The sequence below is a fragment of the Cohnella sp. SGD-V74 genome, assembly GCF_003001675.1.
In the GTDB taxonomy this organism is placed as follows: domain Bacteria; phylum Bacillota; class Bacilli; order Paenibacillales; family Paenibacillaceae; genus Cohnella.
In genome coordinates, this window is the sequence record NZ_PVYW01000010.1 from 215,928 (window position 1) to 238,292 (window position 22,365).

Below are 22,365 nucleotides of genomic sequence, written 5' to 3' on the forward strand. Positions count from 1 at the left end.
ACCAATTCATTCCAAGTTCGTTCGTTGAAGTTTCTTCGGAGATCGATTATGATAAAAATAACTTATAATTCCTATAATAATAGTTTGTATTAAACGATAAAGGGGAGCGGCCATGAGCGGAGAAAGGTTCGATCTGCTAAGCCTGCGGGAAGCGATGGACATTCTGGGCGTGAGCCGCGCGACCATCGACCGTTGGCGCAAGGAGAAGCAGCTGCCGCACATCAAGATCGGCAAGGAGATTTGGATCGACCCGGCGAAGCTGCAAGCTTGGGTTCATCTGCATGCCCATGTCGCGGCTCCCGCGGAGCCTGCCGAGCTTCCATCGCGCCGTCGGGTTATCCGGGTCGGCTATCAGAGCGGGGCGGCGTTATTGTGGAGTACGCTGATCATTAAGTCGCTCGGGTTGTTCGATGACGAGCTGAAGCAGATAGCCCCTTCCGGCGAATACGAGGTGCTGTGGCACGACGCTCCCAACGGAATGGAATTGGTGGAGGATCTGATCAAGGGAGACGCGCACATCGTCTCGGTCGGGGATTATCCGATCATGGCCGGCATGGCGCTCAAACGGGTGCTGCCCAGGTTTAATCCGCTTTTTCTGGCCTTCGACGGCAAAACCCGGGGAGGCGACGGAATATCGCTGGTCGTCCCCTCCCGAGGATTAGCCAACCGGCCGGAGGAGCTGTCGGGCTCTCCGATCGCGACGGTGGGCCATTCCAGCGCGTCCTATCGGCTGCAGGAGCTGGTCAGCGCGCACGCCCTGAACTCCGAAGCGGTCGTTCATCGCACGATGAGGGATTGCTTTTATGGGCTTCTGAAAGGAAGCGCGGGAGCCAGCGTCCTATGGGAGCCTTATCTCAGCTGGGTCCAGGCGACCGGCGCGGGCGTACCGATCCGCACCCAAGGGATCGGCGGGGATTACTTGACGGGACTGGTGGCGGACGGAGAGTGGGCTTCGCGGAACGAAGACGTCGTTCTCGCCTACTTGAAGGCGCATCTTCGCGCGCACGAGTATATCAGAAGAGAGCCCGAGAGGGCGGCCGCGGTCATCGCAGGGGCTAGCGGAGTTCCGGTGGCGGTCGTCGCGGAGGTGCTGGCACTGATCCGCTGGGACGCTTCCCTGTACGAACGGGATGTCCGCACGCTGGCACGGCTTGGTGAAGCGGGATCCGGTTCTCTGCCTGGAGCCGCGGGCGCGGGGGCGGAGGGGATCGCGTACGGCAACGCGTATTTGCCGAGCGCGGTCGAAGCGCTGAAGCTTCCTTACTTGTCCGATTCCCCGCTGAAGGGCGATTGGTCCAGGGAAACGTTGTACTAGTAGGGCGTTCCAGAAGTAAAATGCGATTGCGCTCGAAGCCGATGTAATCTTACTCTCCAACCCGACTCAGCGCGGTTGCAGCTACTCTGACGCCCCATTCGATGCTCCAACCCGACTCAGCACGGCTGCAGCGACTCTACCGGCCCATTCGATGCTCCAACCCGACTCAGCGCGGTTGCAGCGACTCTACCAGCTCATTCGCTGCTCTAACCCGACTCAGCGCGGTTGCAGCGACTCTACCGGCCTTTTCGCCGCTCCAACCCGACTCAGCACGGCTGCAGCGACTCTACCGGCCCTTTTGCCGCTCCAACCCGACACAGCGCGGTTGCAGCTACTCTACCAGCTCATTCGCTGCTCCAACCCGACTCAGCACGGCTGCAGCTACTCTACCGGCTCATTCGCTGCTCTAACCCGACTCAGCACGGCTGCAGCTACGCTGACGTCCCATTCGCTGCTCCAACCCGACTCAGCACGGCTGCAGCTACTCTGACGTCCGATTCGATGCTCCAACCCGACTCAGCACGGCTGCAGCGACTCTACCAGCTCATTCGCTGCTCTAACCCGACTCAGCACGGCTGCAGCGACTCTACCGGCCCTTTCGCCGCTCCAACCCGACTCAGCGCGGTTGCAGCGACTCTACCAGCTCATTCGCCGCTCCAACCCGACTCAGCGCGGTTGCAGCGACTCTGACGCCCCATTCGCTGCTCCAACCCGACTCAGCGCGGTTGCAGCGACTCTACCGGCCCTTTCGCCGCTCCAACCCGACACAGCACGGCTGCAGCGACTCTATCAGCTCATTCGCTGCTCCAACCCGACTCAGCACGGCTGCAGCGACTCTGACGTCCCATTCGATGCTCCAACCCGACTCAGCGCCGTTGCAGCTACACAACCAGCTCATTCGATGCTCCAACCCGACACAGCGCGGTTGCAGCGACTCTAACGGCCCATTCGATGCTCCAACCCGACTCAGCACGGCTGCAGCTACTCTGACATCCCATTCGATCCGTCGCCTTAAATCGCGTATGCGGAACTCTTGTGGGCGTCGTTGCACTATGATATATTAGGTGCTACCTAATATTGTAAGGCACTGATTAAATCATCAGGTGACCGGAGAGGAGATCGCGGGATGCTGGAGTGGGTGCTGCGCAAAGTGATGCTGGATAGAGGCATATGGTCGGGCGCGGAGCTGCAGCGGCTGCTGCAGGACAAAGCGGGTTACCGGATGTCCGCGCCGTCCATCAGCGCGCTCGTCAACGGGCAGCCCAAGCAGATGAAGGGCGAGACGCTGGACGCCCTGTGCACGGCATTGGAATGCACGCCCGGAGATCTGTGGATCCATACCTCTCCCGATCAAACGAAGGGAGCTTAGAAGAAAGTGTCCGTATTGCATATCGTTCCTTTCGGGGAATCCATCCTGCGCAAGAAAGCGAAGCCGGTTGAGGCGGTGACGCCGAAGATCGCCAAGCTGCTCGACGACATGGCTGAGACGCTGTACTCGGCGGAAGGCCGAGCCGGGTTGGCCGCGCCCCAGGTCGGCATTTTGCGGCGGGTGATCGTCATGGATTGCGGCAACGGGCTGATCGAGCTGATCAATCCGGAAATCATCGAGACGAGCGGAGAGCAGGAGGGGGCGGAAGCCTGCCTGTCCTACCCCGGATATCACGGCTTCGTGAAAAGGGCTAACTACGTTAAAATCACGACGATGAACCGGCAAGGGGAGACGGTCGAACTGGAGGGCGAAGGGTTTCTGGCGCGGTGCATCCAGCATGAGATCGATCACTTGAACGGGGTTCTGTTCGTCGACCACGTTCAGGGACCTTGGCTGTTCGCGGATCAGACGCAGGACAAAATCCCCCTGTTCGAAGTCGTCAAGCTGACCAATCAAGGGCTGTAGACGGAGAACCGCAACACTAAGACGGAACGCGGGAGTCGACTATGAGTAAAATCGGCAATCAGCAAATGATGCGAGATATCAACAAATCGCTGCTGCTCCACCAGATTCAAGCGTATGGACCGATCTCCCGCGCGGAGCTTGCCCGCAAGACAAAGCTCAGCCCATCCACCGTATCCATCCTGATCGAAGAGGCGATCCGCGAAGGCGTCGTCTACGAGTCGGGAACGAGCGGATCCGGCGTCGGGCGCCGGATGACGCTGCTGAAGATCAAAGCCGACAGCGGCTACGCGCTCGGAGTGGATCTGGCCGGCTCCCGCTGCGCGCTGCTCGACATGAGCGGGGAACTGATCGCTTGCGAGACGATTCCGGCTATGCGCGGCGAGGAAGAGATCACGGAACGGTTTCCGGGAATCGCCGCGGCGTTCCTGGAGAGCCAACGGATCGATCCGGCCCGGCTGCGGACGGTCGGCGTCTCGGTTCCAGGCCGGATCGACGGGACGCAGCGCGCGATTGTGCGGGCGAAGCCGCTGCAATTGGAAAACTTCGCATTGGCCGACATAGCGGAGCAGGCGCTCGGCGCTCCCGCCTTTCTCGTCAACGACCTGGACGCCGCCGGCTTCGCCGAACGGTATAACGGAGCGGCTCAGGGCTTCAGCACGATCGTCTATATTCTGATCGGCTACGGCGTCGGAGCGGGGATCGTCATCGATAACCGCGTCTATCGCGGCAGCGAGGGCGGGGCGGGCCGGCTTTCCGGGCTGTTCCCTTACGGCACTCGGACTTTGGCGGAGCGGATCGCGCGCGAGCTGCCCGAGACGTTCTCCGGACGGGAGGAGCCGGAGGAAGCGGTGCGGCGTTTCGTCGCGCTGGGCATGGAACGGACGGACGGGGAGGTCCGGGAACGGCTGGAGCGGGCGACGGAAGTCATTGCAGGCCATTGCGCTTCGATCGTGGAGCTTCTCAATCCGGAGCAGGTCATTCTGAGCGGCTGGATTGCCGAGAACGACGCTTATTTCGAGCTGCTGCGGGGCAGGATTCAGAGCTTGGAGAGCGGGCAACTGGGACGACCGACTCCGGTCAAAGCGGCGCATTGGAAGCTGCAGGGGGCGGCGGTCGGAGCGGCAACGCTGGGCTTGCATCACATTTTCCGGATGAAGGAAGTCGGTTGAACTTTCTTTATCCGACCTTCGCAGGATAATTAATTTATTCGTCGAATAAATTAATTAGACGACGATTAAGGAGGAAATGAGATGAAGCTGTCAATCGGAGGATATTCCTTTAACCATCTGTCCCTGGAAGGAAAAATGGACGTGTTCGGCTATCTGGAGTCGGTCAAATTCCGCTACGGATTGGATGCCGTCGACCTGTGGAACGCCCAGATCGCGGAGAGGACGACACCGCTTCTGACGCTGGCGGACGATTCGTATTTGAAGAAAGTGCGCGAAGCGTTGGACGAGAAGGGGCTGCGACTCGTCAATCTAGCGGTGGATACGGCGCATCTGTGGGACCCCGACCCGGATAGGCGCGCGGCGCTCAGAACCAACGCGATGGCGCATCTGAGGGCCGGCGTCATACTGGGAGCGGAGACGGTGCGCATCGATACGGGCGGATACGGCAGCGACAGGTTCTCGGACGAGGCGTTCGACCATATCGTGCGGGGCTTCCGCGAATACTGCAAGTTCGCGAGGGATAACGGAATAAGGATCGGCCCGGAAAATCATATGGGGCCGTCCCTCGTGCCTGGCGAGTTGAAGCGGTTGGCGCAGGCGGTTGACGATCCGGCGTTCGGCATCCTGCTGCACATGGGTCGCTGGAACGAAGAACGGGAAGGCGGCGACGAGTTGGTGGCGCCATGGGTGTTCCATACGCATTTCGACGCACGGACGGCGGCATCCCCGGAATCCGCGCAGACGGTCGCGATGCTGAGACGGGCCGGCTTCGACGGCTATTGGGCGATCGAGCACAACGCGACCGACGAGCCTTACGCGCAGATAGCGGCGCTGCTTGAACAGGCTGAATCGCGGCTTGTCGAAGCGGGAATTTCCCCGCGGCGACAACCTCTTTTCAGAAGAGGAGGACAGCAGGAATGAGCGGCGTTAGAATAGCCATCATCGGAACCGGCCAGATCGGCAAGATGCACATCGCCAACTACGAAGCCATTCCCGGAGCGGAGATCGTGGCCGTGTGCGACGTGAACGTCGCGGAAGCCGAGCGGGTGGCGGCCGAGCACGGCATCGCCGGAGTGTATTCCGATTTCAGGGAACTGTTGAAGCGGGACGATGTGGACGCGGTCGACGTATGTCTGCATAATAACTATCATGAACCCGTGACGGTTGCGGCTTTGAACGCAGGCAAGCATGTATATTGCGAGAAACCGATCGCGGGAGCGTACGCAGACGGGGCGAGCATGGTCGAAGCGGCGCGGGGCAGCGGCCGGATGCTGCACATCCAGTTGAACCGGCTGTTCTCGAAGGAGACCGCGACGGCGAAGGAATTGATCGACGCGGGCAAGCTCGGCAAGCTGTTCCATGCCCGGTCCGCCGGATTCCGCAGAAGGAACCGCCCGTTCGTGGACGGTTACGGCACCGCCTCGTTCACCCGCAAGGAAACGGCGGGCGGAGGCGCTTTGTTCGACATGGGCGTCTACCATATTTCTCAGCTGCTCTATCTGCTCGGCAATCCGCAAGTCACGCGAATATCGGGCCAACTCTACCAAGAGATGGCGATGGACGAAAACAGGCGGTCCGCCAGCGGCTTCGACGTGGAGGAGTTCGCCGCGGGATTCGTCAAGTTCGACGGCGGCGTGTCGATGGATATCGCGGAATCCTGGGCGATCCATCTCGGCGGCTTCGAGGGAGGGGCGGTCGTCGGCTCGGAGGGAGGAATCCGTCTGTCCGGAGCGGTGTCCGGTACGGAGCCCAATCGTTTCTCGTTCCATACGGCGATCGCGGATCTGGATATGGACTGCTCGGTCGACTTGGAGCTGGCCCATCTGCGGCGGCGCCGTCTGGCCGAATACCCGGATGCCTACGAATCGTCGCAGCACCACTGGATCGCGGCGCTTCGCGGGCAAGCGGCGCTGCTGCCGACCGCGGAGATCGCCTTGAACACGATGCTGATCAGCGAAGGCATCTACCTGTCGCACGAGAAGGGCAGGGAAGTGACGGCGGAGGAGACGATAGCCTGCTCCGTATCCCGTTCCGTCCGCATCTAAGGAAATTCAGATCAAGCGTTATGACCGGAAAGGAACGGAACGAGTATGACGGAAAGCCCTGCTAGGCGATTTCATGTTTTGCGAGTATTCAATTTCGTATTGTACGGCGCTCTGGCCGTATACGGCACTTTCTTCGCCCTCTACCTGAAGGATATCGGTGTCTCTCCGGTCGAGATCGGCGTTTTGCTGGCGGGAGGCCCGATCGTCTCGCTCGTCGCCAACCCGCTGTGGGCGTATTGGGCGGATCGGATGCGCAACAATCGCATCGTGCTAATTCTTGCTCTGCTGGGTGCGTTCGCCGCCATGCAGGGGGTATTTTTCCTAGGCAACGAGCCTCTGATCTATGGAGCAATCCTTCTGTACTTTGTTTTCCAAAGTCCGCTGTTCACTCAGAGCAACAGCCTTATCCTGAACTCGATCGAGGGTACGCGGCACAAGTTCGGCGCATTCCGGATGTGGGGGTCTCTGGGCTGGGCGATTACGGCCGCGGCAGTCGGACCCTTGATCGGTCATCTGGGCATCCATAGACTCTGGATCGTCTTCGACGCCGCGATGCTCGCAGCGATCGCTATCGCATTTCTGCTGCCGCGAGGCGACGAATCGCCAAGGCCAACTTCTGCGAACAAGGGATCTTACGCCCGAATTTTCGCGAATCGGCCGTTTCTGGCGATGCTCGTCATCGGAGTGCTCGTGTCCGTGCCCAATTCGATCAACGGGACGTTCGTCGGCTTGTACATCGACGAGTTGGGCGGCTCCGCGTCTATAATCGGATGGTCGATGTTCGCGACGGCTTTTCTTGAAGCTCCCGTGTTTCTGCTGCTGGACAAGTATATGAAAAGAAGCGTAAGGCCGATGGTCGGTTGGCTGGTCCTGGCCAGCCTGCTCTATACGATCCGCTGGGCGCTTATGGGCGCGGCGGATACGGCGGGACAGATCGTCGCCATTCAATTGCTGCACTGCGCGACGTTCGGCGTCTATTATTACGTCGGCACCCAGCTGACTTCCTTGCTCGTACCGGCCGAATACCGTTCGTCCGGGCAGGCGATTTACGGCCTCACATGGGGCGGAGTGTCGGGCATTTTGGCGGGAACCGTCGGGGGATGGATGTTCCAGGAGCTCGGTCCGCACAGCATGTACAAGATCAGCGCAGGAATTACGCTTGTCGGCACGGTCGCTTTTGGCGTTATGCTCAGGATGGTTTCCCGAACGAGGTTCGAACGGCAGCAGGAAGGGAACAATGGGAAGGCATAACCAAATCAGCGCAAGGAGGATTTCGGATGTCCGAGCATAACCATGTAGTCGACAAGGACGGCGATATCGAGCCGGGCAAGGTAGGGGCCGCCATTTCCAGAATCGAGCCTTCGGAGCGGGACCGCATCTTGAGAAATTTCGAGGAGTTCAAGGGCTATCTTCACAGAAGAGTCCGCATGGCCGAAAGCATTGGCATGAGCGAAGAGCAGATGGCGATCATCGCGCAGAAGGTCGCCGACTATCTGTCAAGCCATGAGGAGCCGCGCAATAACGAAGAGCTGCTGCTGCAGGAGTTGTGGAAAGCCGGTACGGAAGAGGAGCGGCATGCGCTTGCCCATATGCTGCTGAGATTGGCTCAGGGAGCTTGGGCGCATTAAAGCGATCGTCTAATCTCACAAGGCAACCGAAACCTATCTGCCGCACGTTACGTCTGAATAAAGAGGTGATCGTGCAGATGAGGAGAAGGTACTGGATAGCGGCTTTGGCCGGCCTGCTGATCTTGGCGGGGTGCGGGGCTTCGAACCCCGAGGGAGGGCCGCGGCCGAGCACGCAGGAGGGTAAACCTCCATCCGGAGAGAGCAAGGTTGAGATTGCGCCCGTTAAATGGCAGGACACGGAGTTCGCGCAGGCGGTCGTCAGCCGTTCACAGCGATTCGGAAGCGTCTATCCGGCTCCTCTGGGCGTTTTCGCGGAGCAGGCGAAGCTTGAGGCGTTCGTCGAAGCGTTCCGGGACGGGGAGAAATTGGAAGGCGTGCTGGATACGGTCAGACCGGAGTATGACGTGTCTTTCGTCGGCGAAGACGGCAAGGCGGCGGGATTTCATCTGTGGTTAGGCTATCAACCGGGCTCCAAAGGCTTGTACATGTACGTAGAGGACACGAGCACGGGATATCGGCTTACGGAAGAGAACACAGACAGGCTAAGGGAGCTGATTCGGTCGCTGGACTACACGCCGGATCAAGCCGTCAGCAACGGGGACATCGTGAACCTGCACGGCACGCTGACCAATTCGGATAAGTGGACGCATTTCGTCGAACAAGTCCGGGCGGGGAATCCGAGCGAGGCGCACATTACGTCTTACACGATCGAAGGCGATCCGATCTTCCAGGATCTGCTGTTCGACGGCCAGGTGATCCAACGGACTTACGATAACTCCATGGACGGCTTCGGGGTGCCTCAAAGATCGATCAACTTCTGTAAAAGCCTGGATCAGGACGGAGCGCGCTATACATTGTCCAAGTGCGGCGACGAGGAAGCGAGGTTCGTGCTGGACATGCCATCCGGCGAATAACGGCTCGGGCCGCTTCCTCTCGCAGGGAAGCGGCCCGAGCCGTTACGGGGTCTTACTGAGGGCGAATGCGGACGACGCCGATCTCGACGGCATTGATGGCGATGGAATTGCCGCCTTGATTGTTGGAAGCGCTGGCGGTTTGTCCGACGTTAATGCGGGTTTTACCGTTGTTCCACTTTTTCACGTTTTTGGCGGTTTTACGAGGCATGGCGAATCCCTCCTCTCTTAATGTGCTATCTGCGGCGTTTGGACTGCTTCGAAATTTGAATGTTCAAGGCGTTGCTGGCCAGCGCGTTGCCCTGAACGGAATGCGCGTCGGCTCGTTGATAAATTTGAATGACGATGTATTGGTTTTTGCCGATGCGGTAACGGTACGATTTTATTCGGGTATGGTTCACGTTCAGCCTCCTTGCCCTGCGCGGATACGGTATCGTATGCGGATCCCGGTCAAGCCGTCGCGGCATTTGGAACGGAATATAGCCAAATAAGCCCATCGCTCGGATATGGAGCGAGGGCTTATTCGCGATATTGGAAAAGGCGTCACTTGTTCGTGCTATGCTGCTTGCCCGGCAAATGCTTGCTGCTGCTTTCTCCTGCGTTGCCTTGCGTTCGGCGTTTGCGGTTTCTGCGGTCCTTGTCTTGGGTATCGTGCACTTTCTCGACGAATTCGTGCGTATTGTCCATGCGAAACGAGAAGCCTCCTTCGTATGCGGATCTCGTTTATACGATGCCCAGCGAATGCGGCGAGGATACCGAATAAAGGGAGAGGCGCGGCCCCTCAACTCTGAGCGGATAGAAGCGTCTTTTGCATTACTTGAACTCGATGGATCCGGCCAGTTCCGCTCCGTTCTCTCCCGCATGGTAAACCGACAGCGTCTCCTGTCCGTCGTCTACGACGAGGTAAGGGCAGCAATCGAACAGAATCAGTCCTCTCAGTTCTCCTTTGACCCGAATCGATTCGTGGAAGCCTTTTTTCAGATCCGTAAAATCGTTGGCGGTGTAAGCGACGACCTCGTCGCCGATCCTCTCGGCGTAGTGATGTCCGGTTCTGCTCACGACTTTGTCGCGCGGAGCGGCATGGACCCGTCCGCTGAAGTAGGCGTCCACCGTATCGGTTTCTTTGCCTACGGCGAATTCAGGCCAGAGATCGCTGAACACCATGTAGCCGTTCTTGTCGTTCTTGATCAGGATCATCGGCACCTGCATCGGGCCGTACGGGAGGACGAACAAGTCCTGAAGTTCTCCGATGCGGTCCTTGCCTTTCGTCTGGTACAGCTGACCGCTCTTGTCGTAGACGTACACTTGCTTCTCGATCTGGACGGCAGCGAAGTCTCCCTCCGTCTGTACGGAGGCTTTCAGGGCGCTTGATGCCGGGGTGGCGGCATGGGCAAGCGCGGGGACCGACAGGGCGCACGCAAGCGCGGCGGCGGTCATGAAACGGACGGTTTTTTTCATGTTCTCAGTGTCTCCTTTAATTATCTTGATCCGGACAGCCTTGATCGCTGGCGATCCTGGCTTCGATCAGATCCTTCGAGGAGTATTATAGTCCGCTTGTTGTAATGGCGGTAAGTTACTGCCGTCACCGTTTTAGTCACGTTACGGTCATGCCGCGCTCGGCCGCTCCGTTCGGAAGACTAACGTTTCTCATTAAATAGGGATACAGCAAAATGAGTCCCGCCACGTAAAGCACCGCCGCGAAGTAAGCGGGCAGCAGGTGGATGAAGTCCCGGTATCCGATGCTGAAGTGCACGCTTAGACCGGCGACGAACGCGGGAGATCCGCCGGCAAGCAGCGTCCACCAGAGCCAGCGTTGCCCTTGCTGAATTCCCCACAGGGCAAGAATGAGCAGCATGACGGCGTCCGCGAACAAAGCTCCGCCGAAACCGGCCCGATCGTGGGCGATCAAGGGGATCAAGCGCGGGTTGGCCGCCTCGAGCTGTTCGGGGGTCACTCCCATGAAAGCCAGATCCTGGGGGACGAAGACGGTGGTAACGCCGACGCCCGCGATGACGAGACCGCCGACGCTAAGAGAGACGCCCAGGGCGACAAAGCAGAGCTGGCCCCATAGCCCGAGTCGCCACTCTCTGCTGTTGCGCAGGTTAACCGGTCCCCGCAACGGCCGGTCGGGATTGCGGCGCATGGCGAGAAGAAACATCGGGAACAGGATAATCGCCGCCGCCGCGTGCAGGGGATCAAAGAAGTCGTATCCCAAGTACAGGAAGAAGCTTGGGAAGCCGACGGCTCCGGAGGTCAGCACCGCCGTTCGCGCCCAATGCTGGCCCTGTCTCATCCCGTATTTGCCCAAACGGTAATAGAGAATGCCGATGGAAATCATCGTTCCCGCGAGCGTGATCCGGTCGTGGGACATGAAATGCAGCAGATGCTCGTTGATCCGGCTGACTTCATCGCGCGTCATCCCCAAGTAATCTTCGTCGTAAGGAAGCAGAACCGACGATTCCGCGATCAGCCAAGCGACGATGCCTCCAATGATCATGCCCAGGCCGAGCAGGCACATCCATCCCCAATGCTTCCAGAAGGAAGGGGGCTCGGGAGCCGGCGTATCGGCTAGTCGCTCATGGATGACGGCTTCGTTGACTCGCTTCGGCAGTCCCGGGCCCGAGTGGACGAGTCCGCTGTTCAAGAGAAGCTGGTCGGCCCCGGCCCGAAGCGCCTCGATGGCGTCTTGCGGCTCGTGGATGCCTGCGGCTGAATGGATCAGCCAGCTTTCCGGGGGGAACAGCTCGCGAATCAGCTTGATTTTGTTCAGAGCGATTTGTTGGCTCTCCGTTCCGAAACTGACGGTATGATCGGATTTTCGCAGAGCGCCTCCGATGACGCATCCCCTCCATAGCTCGCGGTCCAATAAGGGCAAGAGCCGCTTGAGCTGCTCATCCGGGAAATCCAGAGGGATATAAATGAAAAATAAGGGCTTAGAGCCTTCTGGCCTTGCGCGAACGAAGGCCGAGAATCGCTCCGCTTGTGCAAGATTCTCCTCGAAGTCGCGTTCCGAGGACAACGCTTCCACATAAAAGCCGACGGCTTTCGTCAGGGAGAAGATGTCGACGAGAGTTCTTAGCTGCTCTGTCGCTTGCTCGGCAGACGAGCCCGGTTCCGGTGCTATCCGAACGAACCGGGGCAAGGCGTCTTTGGCGTCGTCCAGTATCCGGAGAGAACGGATCAGACCGGGATTCTCGTATTCGTGCGGGTAGACGATCGTTCCCGTTTTTCGTTCGTTCAGGATCGGGTCGCTGCTGTCGATCGGACGTACCGTCACCGGCCCGACTTCGATGAACCCGAAGCCGAATTGCGACAACGCCCGATGGGCAGTCCCGGACGGATCGACGCTTCCGGACAGACCTAACGGCGTTTGGACAGGCAGCGTCGCGATTTGGTCTTGCAGCAAGGGGGAAGGTTCCATATGGCCCAGCGTCTTGATCAGGAATGTTCCGCCCGGAATGCGGCTGATGCGCCCCATCGCGCCCAACGTAAAAGCTCGGGCCGCTCTGGACGGCAGCCGGGACAGAACGGGCTTAAACAACGTTTGGTAAGACCAATCCGGCACGCTATCCACTCCCAGTAACATGGTCAGCAAAAGTATACCATATCCGGCAGGATGAGGGGGGCGGCTAAAGCGGTGAAGCAAGGGCGGCCGCTGGAGGTGTGGGGGGGCGGGGGGCGGATTGCGATGTTCTAAGGAATCGATTAACGCGTGGAGAAAAGGACGCTGGAGAGGCGAGATGTTCTAAGGAATCGAGTAACGGGCGGCGAAAAGGGTGCTGGAGAGGCGAGATGTTCTAAGGAATCGATTAACGCGTGGAGAAAAGGGTGCTGAGGAGACGAGATGTTCTAAGGAATCGATTAACGGGTTGCGAAAAGGGTGCTGAGGAAGCGAGATGTTCTAAGGAATCGATTAACGGGTGGCGAAAAGGGTGCTGAGGAAGCGAGATGTCCTAAGGAATCGATTAACGGGTGGCGAAAATGGCGCTGGAGAGGCGAGATGTTCTAAGGAATCGATTAACGGGTGGCGAAAATGGCGCTGGAGAGGCGAGATGTTCTAAGGAATCGATTAACGGGTGGCGAAAATGGCGCTGGAGAGGCGAGATGTTCTAAGGAATCGATTAACGGGCGGCGAAAAGGGCGCTGAAGAGGCGAGATGTTCTAGGGAATCGATTAACGGGCAGAAAGTCCCTCCTTCGGCGAGGTTGTCGTCCCAGAACGAACCTGATAAGATTCGAATAGGCTACACGAATCCATTCGAGCGATAGGAGACAGACGTCCGACATGAAATTTGCCGTGCAATTTTTATCGTTTTTCGTTATTCATAACGAGGGTTCCGACCCGGACGGTCCTAAGAAATATAAGCACTACCAGACGCTGACGCACGAGGAGTACCAGGACAGCGAACTGAGGGCGTTCCTCGACGGGGAGTTCAAGCGCATCGCCAAACGGAAGGCCGAGATCAACGCGGTGTCCGAGAACGTGCCGACTAAGATCGGCAGGTTCATCGTCGAGCCGGGGCACGATCTGACGAGCAATCCGAACTACAACCTTTTCCAACGGCTAAGAACCGCTGTCGACAAAACGGAGTTCCACAATTTCAGCGATGACGTGCTCCGTTTATACATGGATACCAACTCGGTGCGGGGCGGGGCGTTCGTCCTGGCGACGGCGAAGCTGAACGAGCTGTACGACGATCCGTTCCTGTTCCTGTTCAAGTGCGACTTCGAGTCGAAAATCGCCCGCGTATCCGACGAGCGCAGCCTGATCACGCAGGTCGAGATGGCGATCAACGCCAAAAACATCAAAGCGATTCAATACCCTCATATGCCTGAAGAAGGTATGATCGAGGAGTGGGAACTCAAAATCCATCAAGCTTCCCATGCGCGATATTTCGAGGATTTCCTGAAGTACGTCAGCTATGAGAAGTCGAAGCCGGAGATCGTCGCGGACCAGGTGATGGAGATGGTTCACCAGTACATGGAGACGAAGTGGCAGGCGGCGGACATTCCGTACTACGACGCAGGCCCGGAAGAAGAAGAGGCCGCTGCGAGCGTTCCGGTGACGGAAGAAGTGGCGGCAATGAGGCAGGAGAAGCAGCAGTTTGATGTGTGGGCGGCGGGCGAGAAACGGGAGCTTCAGGAGAAATGGAGCCACGACCACGTCATGGAAGCGACCAAGCAACTCGTGGAGCTGCAGCCGGATCTGGAGCTTAGATTCAAACTGGACGATATCCTGATCAAAGGACATATGGACGACTACGGCAGCAATATCCACATTGCCCGCATGAACGGACGGTATATCGTCCTGATCGAAGGGGATGCGTTCCAGTTCGAGAAGGGCGTATCGCCGATCGAGCTTCTTCATCCGGAGGAAATGCAGGACGTGCTGCAGCGGGTCGGTAACGGGGTGCGGAGACGGGAGAGCGGCGAGGCTCCTTCTTTGGATTAAGCAGCAGTTCGGAGAGACGAGGACGGGAGACTCAACATAAAAAAGGATTCTGGAGAATGCAAAAGGGAACCGGACGCGTCCAGTTCCCTTAGGTGTAGTCCGAGGACGTCCACCGCTATTCTCTATCTAGATTATACAGTTCGCCTTCAAATGATGCAATGAAATTACAATGTGCCCCGTAGTACAGAAGGTGTCTTTAAGCTTGCCACTGTGGAGAGAGACGGTCATGTCGATCGTCTTTTTGTGTCGTATCAAGCTTATGCTAGACATTGACGTTTCAAGTTGCTTAGGAATTAGGTTTATAATAAGGAATAACGTTCTATCGAGGCGATGCTCTCTATGAATCTTGAATATACCGAAACGAACGCGAAAAAAAGAAGAGCAGTAAGAACGAAGCTCAGGCTTGCCCATCTGATCGAGCGCGATCGGGGCGTGTGGAAATATGCGTTAGCTTCGATGTGGGCGCTCGATTGCGCGGCCGTATCCGTCTCGGCGCTTGGCATGCCAACGGGGCTGGGTAGGCCGTTCGATATCGGGGCGGCGCTCGTGCTGAACGCGGCGGGCATGGCGCTGGCGGCCTGGGTTGTCGCGATCCTTCTCGCTCTTGCGGGAGCAGATAAGCTTCCCCGATTCACGGTGGGCGGTGCGATATACTCGGGCGTGCTTGCGTACTTCGTGCTGTATTTCTCCGAACTGGGTTGGAAGGCGTCCTTGGCGATGGCAACGACGATTACGTTGGCCGCTTGCGGAATCGGACTTCTCGTCGGGTTCATCGTCAGGAAAGGCGCGCGAAGCAGAAGGATCGCGATTGGCACGCTAGCCGTCGTCGCGGGGCTGACCGTCCTGCCGACGGTTCCCTCCTTCCTCTCCGGCGGTTCCGCAACCGATTCGGACGAAGCGGCGGACGCGGGGGATTCCGGGGTGCTTGAAGTGAGAGCTCTGGCTTCGCTTCCCTCCGACCCTTCTCAGCCAGGCAGCTACATCTACCGTCAGTTCACGTATGCCAGCGGCAAAGATAAGCATCGCGCCGAGTTCGGCAAGGATACGGAACTGCTGTCCCCATCCGTCGACGCCTCCGCCTATATCGAACATTGGCCATGGCTGCGGCAGCAGTTCTGGGGTTTCGACGAGACGGCGCTGCCGCTGAACGGCAGAGTGTGGCTTCCCGAAGGAGACGGGCCATACCCGATTATGCTGATGGTGCACGGCAATCATTTGATGGAGGATTTTTCCGACGAAGGGTACGGTTATCTGGGCGAGCTGTTGGCGAGCAGAGGAATTGCGGCCGTGTCCGTGGACGAGAATTTCGTCAACTATTCCGTCTGGTCGGGCATTCCCGAACAGGATATGAAGCTGCGCGCGTGGTTGCTGCTGCAGCATGTCCGGCTTCTTCAAGCGTATTCCGAGGAAGAAGACACGCCTTTCTACGGGCGGATTGACTTCAACAGGGTGGCGCTTCTCGGGCATTCTCGGGGAGGCCAAGCGGCGGCGATGGCGGCGGATGCGCAACGCTGGTTCGCGGAAGATCCGTCCGTGCCTGACGCGGCTTCCTACGAGATCCAAGCCGTTATCGCGCTTGCGCCTACGGACACCGAGGTCGACGGAGAACGACCACGTTTGGAGGACGTTTCTTACTTGACGCTGCAAGGGGCCAAGGACGCCGATCTGGTAAGCTTCTACGGGGACAGGCAGTATGGGCGCGTGGATTTTTCCGGAGACGATTCCGCGTTCAAGGCGTCACTCTATATCGAGGACGCAAACCACAGTCAGTTCAACACAACGTGGGGGCGCTCGGACAACGCAATGCCCGCGGGGTTGTTCATACGGCCGAAGCATCTGCTCCCGGCAGAGGAACAGCGTCGGATAGCTCAGATATACGTGTCCGCCTTTGCGGAAACGGTGTTTCATCGGTCGCTGGAATACGACGCATTGTTCCGCGACTATCGGGCAGGTTCCGCCTATCTCCCGGATACGCGCTACTTTAATCAGTATGAGAACGGGGATTTCCGGAAGTTGATCGATTTTTCCGGAGAGGATCCGAGCAGGCCTTCAAGCGATGTGGCCGCCGAGGCGTCGGGTCTGACCGATTGGCAGCATGCGAACGCGCTCGACCGGCAAGGAGAAGGCAAAGCGGACAAAGGCGTCGAGCTGGGATGGCAGGAAGAAGGCTCATATACGCTCGTTCTCGGCCCGGCTTTGCGGGAGAGTCCCGAAGAGGAGGACCTGCTTCTGTTCTCTCTGGCGAATATGAGCCGGGTATTGGAAAAGGAGCTCCTCCAAGAGGAGGACTTGGATGAGCTCGAAGCGCTTGAGGAAGCGTTGGAATCAAGCTTGTCGATCGAGATCGAGTTGGAGGACAGTTCCGGGAATTCGGCAAGACTTCCGCTGGATTTGTTCATGGAGGCAGAGCCGCCGGTGGAGACTGAGTTCACCTGGCTGCCCGCGCTTGAGCCGGTGCTGGCCAAAGGGAAGTTCAAGGATGCGGAAGAGCCGGTCTACCAGACTTACGAGCTGCCGCTTAAAGAATTCGTGGAAGAGAACCCCGACTTCGATTTGTCCGAGTGGGAGCGGATTACGTTCCATTTTAACGAAGGACCCGGCAAGGTGATGCTGGACAGCGTCGGCTTGATGGCGGGGTGAGCATGCGACGGAGACGCCTCACAGGTACATTCACGAAGAAAGAGAGACCCCAAACCCGGGTCTCTCTTTCTTTTACTCACAACCTTACCGCCACTCCACAACCTCCGAAAGATCGCGTCTCGTCTTGGCGCGGGGTTCGCGGACGCGGTAGCCGAAGGCGACCATGCAGGCGAGGTTGAAGCGGGACCCGTCATTGATCCCTTCATCCCGCAGGATGCGCTCAATCGGCTCCCGCTCGAAGCCTTCGATCGGACAGGAGTCGATGCCGGCGAGGGCCGCGGCCGTCATCATGTTGCCGAGCGCGATATAGGTCTGCTTGCCGGCCCAATCGTCGATAGCGCCTTCGCGGCTGAGCAGGGAGAAGTCGGACTCCAGGAACTTGCGGTACACGCGCTGCTTGTTCGCCGCCGCTTCAGGAGGCAGCTTCTGGACATCCGTCATAATCGATTGAACGTAGTCTGAATCGTCAAGCATCTCCCCGGCGTTCCGGGCGAAAATCAGCACGAAATGGCTGGCCGTCGGAAGCGTCTTCTGAGCGCCCCAGGTATGCGCCCGCAGCTTCTCGCGAAGTTCGGGATTTTGCAGCACGACGAACTTCCAAGGCTCGAAGCCGTAGGAGCTGGGAGACAGACGGCCCGTCTCGAGTATGAAGGCGAAGTCATCCTCGGGAATCTGGCGAGCCGGATCGAACTCTTTGCAAGCATGGCGGAACCGGTACGCGTTCAGTACGGTTTCTTTATCGACAAACATTCGAAGATTCCTCCTTTACGGATATTATTGTATAACTAAAGGAGAGGAATGAGGAGTACGCACATTCATGTGATATAGTATCCATTTTTATACCGGGAGGCGGAGAAATGAAGCGGCAAGAGGATGAGAAGCTGGACGGATGCAGCCAAGCGGCGAAGTTCTACTGCGACGTGGAGGCGACGTTGTCGGTGATCGGAGGCAAGTGGAAGGGCATCATTTTGTACCATTTGCTGGAGGAAAAGAAACGCTTCAATCAGTTCCGCAAGCTGATGCCGGGCGTTACCCAACGCATGCTGACGCTTCAGCTGCGCGAGCTGGAGAACGACGGCGTCGTAGCGCGCAAAGTCTATACGGAGGTGCCGCCCAAGGTCGAATATTCGTTGACCGAATTCGGACGGACGCTCGAGCCGATCATCATGAGTATGAAAGATTGGGGAGCGGAATATTCCAAAAGGCTGCAAAATGGACTATAATAAAACCTACAAGTAAATTCGATCGCTGTGAGAATGAAGAGAACAGCTGCCAGGCAGGTGCGAACTCCCCGAGTCCGTGTCCGATTCGGCAGCTTTTTTTGCATTTTTCGGCGGTAAGCCGGGAGGGGTGAGAGGCAGATGGGCTTATTGAAAAAGCATTCGGTCATTCCGGCCGTTCGCAATATGAAGGAATTCGAGCAAGCGCTTGCTTCGCCGCAGGAAGTCATCTTTTTGCTGGAGGGAGAGCTGATCCACCTTCAAGGCATCGTCTCGAGCGCCAAGCAGGCGGGGAAGAAGATGTTCCTCCATCTCGACATGGTGAAGGGGATCAAGGACGACGAGGCTTCGATTCATTTTCTGTCCAAGGCGATCAAGATCGACGGCGTCATCAGCACTCGGACTTCGAGTCTCATCCATGCGAAGAAATACGGACTGATGGCGATCCAGCGCGGCTTCCTGATCGATTCCCACTCGGTCAAGACGATTATCAATTCGGCGGCGCACGTCAAGCCGGATTACATCGAAATTCTGCCGAGCTACTCTCACCCGAAGATCGGGATCATTCAGCGCGAGACCGGCATCGATATTATTCTTGGCGGATTTATCGACGGGCCCGAGGATTTGCCTCCGCTGTTCGGAGCCGGGGCGATCGCGGTGTCGACAAGCCATGCGAGCATGTGGAAATAAGTCCGGCTAACCGGGCATTGGGAGGAATATAGCGTTGGAAAAGTACATTCTGTCATTGGATCAAGGCACGACCAGCTCGCGGGCGATTTTGTTCGATCATGAGGGGCGGATCGTGCGCGTGGCGCAGCAGGAGTTCAAGCAATATTTTCCGAAGCCGGGCTGGGTGGAGCATAATGCGAACGAAATCTGGGGCTCCGTCCTCGCGGTCACCGCGACGGTGCTGTCGGAATCGGACGTCAAGCCCGAGCAGATCGCCGGCATCGGCATTACGAATCAGCGCGAGACGGCGGTCGTGTGGGACAAGGAGACCGGAGTTCCGATCTACAACGCGATCGTCTGGCAGTCGCGGCAGACGGCCGACATTTGCGAAGAGCTGAAGGGTGCGGGCTTGAGTGAGACGTTCAGAAATAAGACGGGCCTGCTGATCGACGCTTATTTCTCGGGGACGAAGGTTAAGTGGATTCTCGATCATGTGGAGGGAGCCCGCGAGAAAGCGGAACAGGGCAAGCTGCTGTTCGGCACGATCGATACGTGGCTGGTCTGGCGCTTGTCCGGACGGCGCGTGCACGTGACCGATTATTCGAACGCGTCCCGCACGCTGATGTACAACATTCACGAGCTGCGCTGGGATCCCGAGCTGCTGAAAATATTGACGGTGCCCGAGTCGATGCTGCCCGAGGTGAAGCCTTCGTCCGAGGTGTACGGGCTGACGGATACGCATCACTTCTTCGGGTGCGAGGTTCCGATTGCGGGCATTGCGGGGGACCAGCAAGCGGCGCTGTTCGGTCAGGCATGTTATGAGAAAGGGATGGCCAAAAACACGTACGGAACCGGCTGCTTCATGCTCATGAACACAGGCGACAAAGCGGTTGCGTCCGATCACGGGCTGCTGACCACGATCGCTTGGGGAATCGGCGGCAAGGTGACTTACGCGCTGGAGGGCAGCATTTTCGTCGCCGGTTCGGCCATTCAGTGGCTGCGCGACGGTCTGCGCATGTTCGCCGACGCCAAGGACAGCGAGCGCTACGCGGCCAGAGTCGAGTCGACGGAAGGCGTCTACGTCGTGCCGGCGTTCGTCGGGCTCGGAACGCCGTACTGGGACAGCGACGTTCGCGGCGCCGTATTCGGGCTGACACGCGGCACGACGAAAGAGCATTTCATCCGGGCGACGCTGGAATCGCTCGCGTATCAGACCAAGGACGTGCTGGCGGCGATGGAGGCGGATTCGGGGATCAGTCTGAAAACGCTGCGCGTAGACGGAGGAGCGGTAAAAAATGACTTCCTGATGCAGTTCCAGAGCGATGTGCTGGGAGCGGCGGTAGAGCGTCCGGTCGTGGGCGAGACGACGGCGCTCGGGGCAGCCTACTTGGCGGGATTGGCGGTCGGTTTCTGGGAAAGCACGGACGAGATCGCGCGGCAATGGAGTATCGACCGTTCGTTCGAGCCCGAGATGGACGCCGAAGAGTCGGCGCGCCGGTACGCAGGCTGGGGCAAAGCGGTGAAAGCGGCAATGGTTTTCAAATGACCGCGGACGTGGTAAAGTAGAGATAAGTAAATACATCGGGTCAGAGATAAGGAGAGACCGCTTCACGTTATGCGTAATTGAGCATAATGTGTTTGCGGTCTCTTTTTCTATACCTGGCGAAAAGAGGGATACGTCATGAAGGAACGCGCATTCGCAGGAAACGGCCGCACATCGGTCTTCGAGAGCATGCAGAAGGAAGAGTACGACTTGCTGGTGATCGGGGGAGGCATTACGGGAGCGGGAATCGCGCTGGACGCGGCAAGCCGCGGCTTGCGCACGGCGGTTGTCGAGATGCAGGATTTCGCGGCAGGTACGTCCAGCCGTTCGACGAAGCTCGTGCACGGCGGGCTGCGCTATTTGAAGCAGTTCGAGGTGAAGATGGTCGCGGAGGTCGGCAAGGAGCGCGCCATCGTATACGAGAACGGACCGCACGTGACGACTCCGGAATGGATGCTGCTGCCAATCTACAAAGGCGGCACGTTCGGATCGTTTTCCACGTCGATCGGACTTCGGGTGTACGATTATTTGGCAGGGGTCAAGCGGAGCGAGCGGCGGAAAATGCTGAAGGTCGGAGCGACGCTGCAGAAGGAGCCGCTGTTGAAAAAGAACGGCCTGCTCGGCGGCGGATACTACGTGGAGTATCGGACGGACGACGCCCGGCTGACGATCGAGGTCATGAAGCGCGCGGTGGAGTTCGGGGCGACGGCCTTGAATTACGCAAAGGTGGAGAAGCTCGTCTATGATGGAAACGGACGAGTATGCGGGGCAAGCGTGACGGATCTGCTCACGGGGGAGACCGGCGAGGTGCGAGCCAAGGCGGTCGTGAACGCGACGGGGCCGTGGGTCGACACGCTGCGGGAGATGGATCGCTCCAACCACGGCAAGAAGCTGCGGCTGTCCAAGGGCATTCATTTGGTCATCGATCAAAGTCGCTTTCCTTTGCAACAAGCCGTATACTTCGATACCGACGACAAGCGGATGGTGTTCGCCATTCCGCGCGACGGCAAGACGTACGTGGGCACGACGGATACGTTTTACGACGGGGACAAGGCGAACCCGACGATGACGGAGGCCGACCGCAAGTACGTTCTCGATGCGATCAATTTCATGTTCCCGGAGACGCGCCTTACGGAGAAGGACGTCGAGTCGAGCTGGGCGGGCATTCGGCCTCTGATCTATGAGGAAGGAAAAAATCCGTCGGAAATTTCCCGCAAGGACGAAATCTGGCAATCCGCGTCAGGCTTGATCACGATTGCCGGAGGCAAGCTGACCGGTTATCGCAAGATGGCCGAGGATACGGTCGACTTGGTCGCCCGCAGACTTCAGGGGCGCGTGCAGGCGGGAGCTTGCCGGACGAAGGGAATGGCGATCTCCGGGGGCGAAGTGGGCGGCTCTGCCAGGCTGGAAACTTACGCTTCGCGGGTTGCAGGCGAAGGAAAGGCGGCGGGCCTGTCCGCCGAGGCGAGCCTGCGGATCGCGCGCTTCTACGGCTCCAACGCGGAGCGGGTGTACCGCTATGGGGATGCTGCGGAAGCGGAACGGCTCGGTTTGCCTTTGGATCTCTACATGCGGGTGAGATATGCCGTGGAGGAAGAGATGGCCGCCAAGCCGGTCGACTTCTTCATTCGCCGCACGGGAGCTCTGTTCTTCGACATCGAGACGGTTCGGCGCTACAAAGCCGGCGTCATCGTGTTGATGCAGGAGCTGCTCGGCTGGAGCGACGAATCGGCTGCGCGCTATGCGGCGGAGCTGGACGACGCGGTTCGGGACGCGGTTGTTCCTCAGGATTTGCAGGGGGTAGGGGCGCGGTGAGCAATGTTGTCAGGTTAAGCAACTCTCCCGGAGTTGATATGCAAGCGCTCGGGATCGAGTGGCAG

At 58.5% G+C, this 22,365-nt stretch carries 21 protein-coding genes; 15 read left to right on the top strand and 6 right to left on the bottom strand.

Annotated elements, in window-relative coordinates; translation table 11 throughout:
- Positions 1 to 112 precede the first annotated feature (112 nt).
- From B0G52_RS16825 to B0G52_RS16865, 9 genes are all read left to right on the top strand, one after another.
- A complete protein-coding gene (locus B0G52_RS16825; RefSeq protein ID WP_094046346.1) occupies positions 113 to 1,315 on the top strand; it encodes a helix-turn-helix domain-containing protein in 1,203 nt (400 codons plus the stop codon).
- A 1,126-nt stretch (positions 1,316 to 2,441) separates the two neighbouring features.
- Entirely contained in the window at positions 2,442 to 2,684 is a 243-nt protein-coding gene (locus B0G52_RS16830; protein WP_094046348.1) for a helix-turn-helix domain-containing protein, read from the top strand.
- 6 nt (positions 2,685 to 2,690) lie between these two features.
- A complete protein-coding gene (def, locus tag B0G52_RS16835) occupies positions 2,691 to 3,209 on the top strand; it encodes a peptide deformylase (RefSeq protein WP_094046350.1) in 519 nt (172 codons plus the stop codon).
- A 41-nt stretch (positions 3,210 to 3,250) separates the two neighbouring features.
- Positions 3,251 to 4,378, top strand: coding sequence for an ROK family transcriptional regulator (locus B0G52_RS16840; protein WP_094046352.1), 1,128 nt, complete (start codon positions 3,251 to 3,253; stop codon positions 4,376 to 4,378).
- Between the two features lie 81 nt (positions 4,379 to 4,459).
- A complete protein-coding gene (locus B0G52_RS16845) occupies positions 4,460 to 5,299 on the top strand; it encodes a sugar phosphate isomerase/epimerase family protein (protein WP_094046354.1) in 840 nt (279 codons plus the stop codon).
- Positions 5,296 to 6,423 (top strand): Gfo/Idh/MocA family protein, encoded by a 1,128-nt coding sequence (locus tag B0G52_RS16850; RefSeq protein WP_094046356.1) that lies wholly within the window; start codon positions 5,296 to 5,298, stop codon positions 6,421 to 6,423. The genes B0G52_RS16845 and B0G52_RS16850 overlap by 4 nt, the downstream gene beginning before the upstream one ends.
- Before the next feature lie 78 nt (positions 6,424 to 6,501).
- Positions 6,502 to 7,674 (top strand): MFS transporter, encoded by a 1,173-nt coding sequence (locus B0G52_RS16855; protein WP_233162748.1) that lies wholly within the window; start codon positions 6,502 to 6,504, stop codon positions 7,672 to 7,674.
- 26 nt (positions 7,675 to 7,700) lie between these two features.
- Positions 7,701 to 8,051 carry a DUF3243 domain-containing protein gene (locus B0G52_RS16860; protein WP_094046360.1) on the top strand — a complete coding sequence of 117 codons (351 nt, stop codon included), beginning with the start codon at positions 7,701 to 7,703 and terminating at the stop codon, positions 8,049 to 8,051.
- A gap of 77 nt (positions 8,052 to 8,128) precedes the next feature.
- Positions 8,129 to 8,965, top strand: coding sequence for a DUF4362 domain-containing protein (locus B0G52_RS16865; protein ID WP_106359403.1), 837 nt, complete (start codon positions 8,129 to 8,131; stop codon positions 8,963 to 8,965).
- Positions 8,966 to 9,017: 52 nt separating this feature from the next.
- Here B0G52_RS16865 and B0G52_RS35945 read toward each other — a convergent pair whose 3' ends face one another.
- From B0G52_RS35945 to B0G52_RS16880, 5 genes are all read right to left on the bottom strand, one after another.
- The gene (locus B0G52_RS35945; RefSeq protein WP_198960665.1) at positions 9,018 to 9,173 is read right to left on the bottom strand and encodes a hypothetical protein; all 156 of its coding nucleotides are present in this window, start codon (positions 9,171 to 9,173) and stop codon (positions 9,018 to 9,020) included.
- Positions 9,174 to 9,198: 25 nt separating this feature from the next.
- The gene (locus tag B0G52_RS35950) at positions 9,199 to 9,363 is read right to left on the bottom strand and encodes a hypothetical protein (protein WP_198960666.1); all 165 of its coding nucleotides are present in this window, start codon (positions 9,361 to 9,363) and stop codon (positions 9,199 to 9,201) included.
- 142 nt (positions 9,364 to 9,505) lie between these two features.
- Positions 9,506 to 9,649, bottom strand: a complete 144-nt coding sequence (locus B0G52_RS16870) for a DUF4023 family protein (protein WP_094046362.1) — start codon at positions 9,647 to 9,649, stop codon at positions 9,506 to 9,508.
- Positions 9,650 to 9,775: 126 nt separating this feature from the next.
- The gene (locus B0G52_RS16875; RefSeq protein ID WP_094046364.1) at positions 9,776 to 10,420 is read right to left on the bottom strand and encodes a hypothetical protein; all 645 of its coding nucleotides are present in this window, start codon (positions 10,418 to 10,420) and stop codon (positions 9,776 to 9,778) included.
- Between the two features lie 136 nt (positions 10,421 to 10,556).
- A complete protein-coding gene (locus B0G52_RS16880; protein WP_094046366.1) occupies positions 10,557 to 12,527 on the bottom strand; it encodes a dihydroorotate dehydrogenase in 1,971 nt (656 codons plus the stop codon).
- Positions 12,528 to 13,246: 719 nt separating this feature from the next.
- Here B0G52_RS16880 and B0G52_RS16885 point away from each other — a divergent pair.
- Both B0G52_RS16885 and B0G52_RS16890 read left to right on the top strand, forming a co-directional pair.
- Positions 13,247 to 14,413, top strand: coding sequence for a DUF3900 domain-containing protein (locus B0G52_RS16885; protein WP_094046368.1), 1,167 nt, complete (start codon positions 13,247 to 13,249; stop codon positions 14,411 to 14,413).
- 339 nt (positions 14,414 to 14,752) lie between these two features.
- A complete protein-coding gene (locus tag B0G52_RS16890) occupies positions 14,753 to 17,053 on the top strand; it encodes a hypothetical protein (RefSeq protein ID WP_094046370.1) in 2,301 nt (766 codons plus the stop codon).
- Between the two features lie 84 nt (positions 17,054 to 17,137).
- On the opposite strand, the gene B0G52_RS16895 is transcribed toward B0G52_RS16890, so the two are convergent.
- Positions 17,138 to 17,803 (bottom strand): NAD(P)H-dependent oxidoreductase, encoded by a 666-nt coding sequence (locus B0G52_RS16895; protein WP_094046372.1) that lies wholly within the window; start codon positions 17,801 to 17,803, stop codon positions 17,138 to 17,140.
- Between the two features lie 107 nt (positions 17,804 to 17,910).
- On the opposite strand from B0G52_RS16895, the gene B0G52_RS16900 reads away from it, so the two are divergent.
- The 4 genes from B0G52_RS16900 to B0G52_RS16915 all read left to right on the top strand — a co-directional run bounded on the left by B0G52_RS16900 (position 17,911) and on the right by B0G52_RS16915 (position 22,300).
- A complete protein-coding gene (locus B0G52_RS16900) occupies positions 17,911 to 18,276 on the top strand; it encodes a winged helix-turn-helix transcriptional regulator (protein ID WP_094046374.1) in 366 nt (121 codons plus the stop codon).
- A gap of 138 nt (positions 18,277 to 18,414) precedes the next feature.
- On the top strand, positions 18,415 to 18,963 hold the full coding sequence (locus B0G52_RS16905) for a glycerol-3-phosphate responsive antiterminator (RefSeq protein ID WP_094046376.1): 549 nt from the start codon (positions 18,415 to 18,417) through the stop codon (positions 18,961 to 18,963).
- Between the two features lie 34 nt (positions 18,964 to 18,997).
- Positions 18,998 to 20,488: a glycerol kinase GlpK gene (gene glpK, locus B0G52_RS16910; RefSeq protein ID WP_094046378.1), complete on the top strand. Its 1,491-nt coding sequence runs from the start codon at positions 18,998 to 19,000 to the stop codon at positions 20,486 to 20,488.
- Positions 20,489 to 20,623: 135 nt separating this feature from the next.
- Entirely contained in the window at positions 20,624 to 22,300 is a 1,677-nt protein-coding gene (locus tag B0G52_RS16915) for a glycerol-3-phosphate dehydrogenase/oxidase (protein WP_094046380.1), read from the top strand.
- Positions 22,301 to 22,365: the final 65 nt, after the last annotated feature.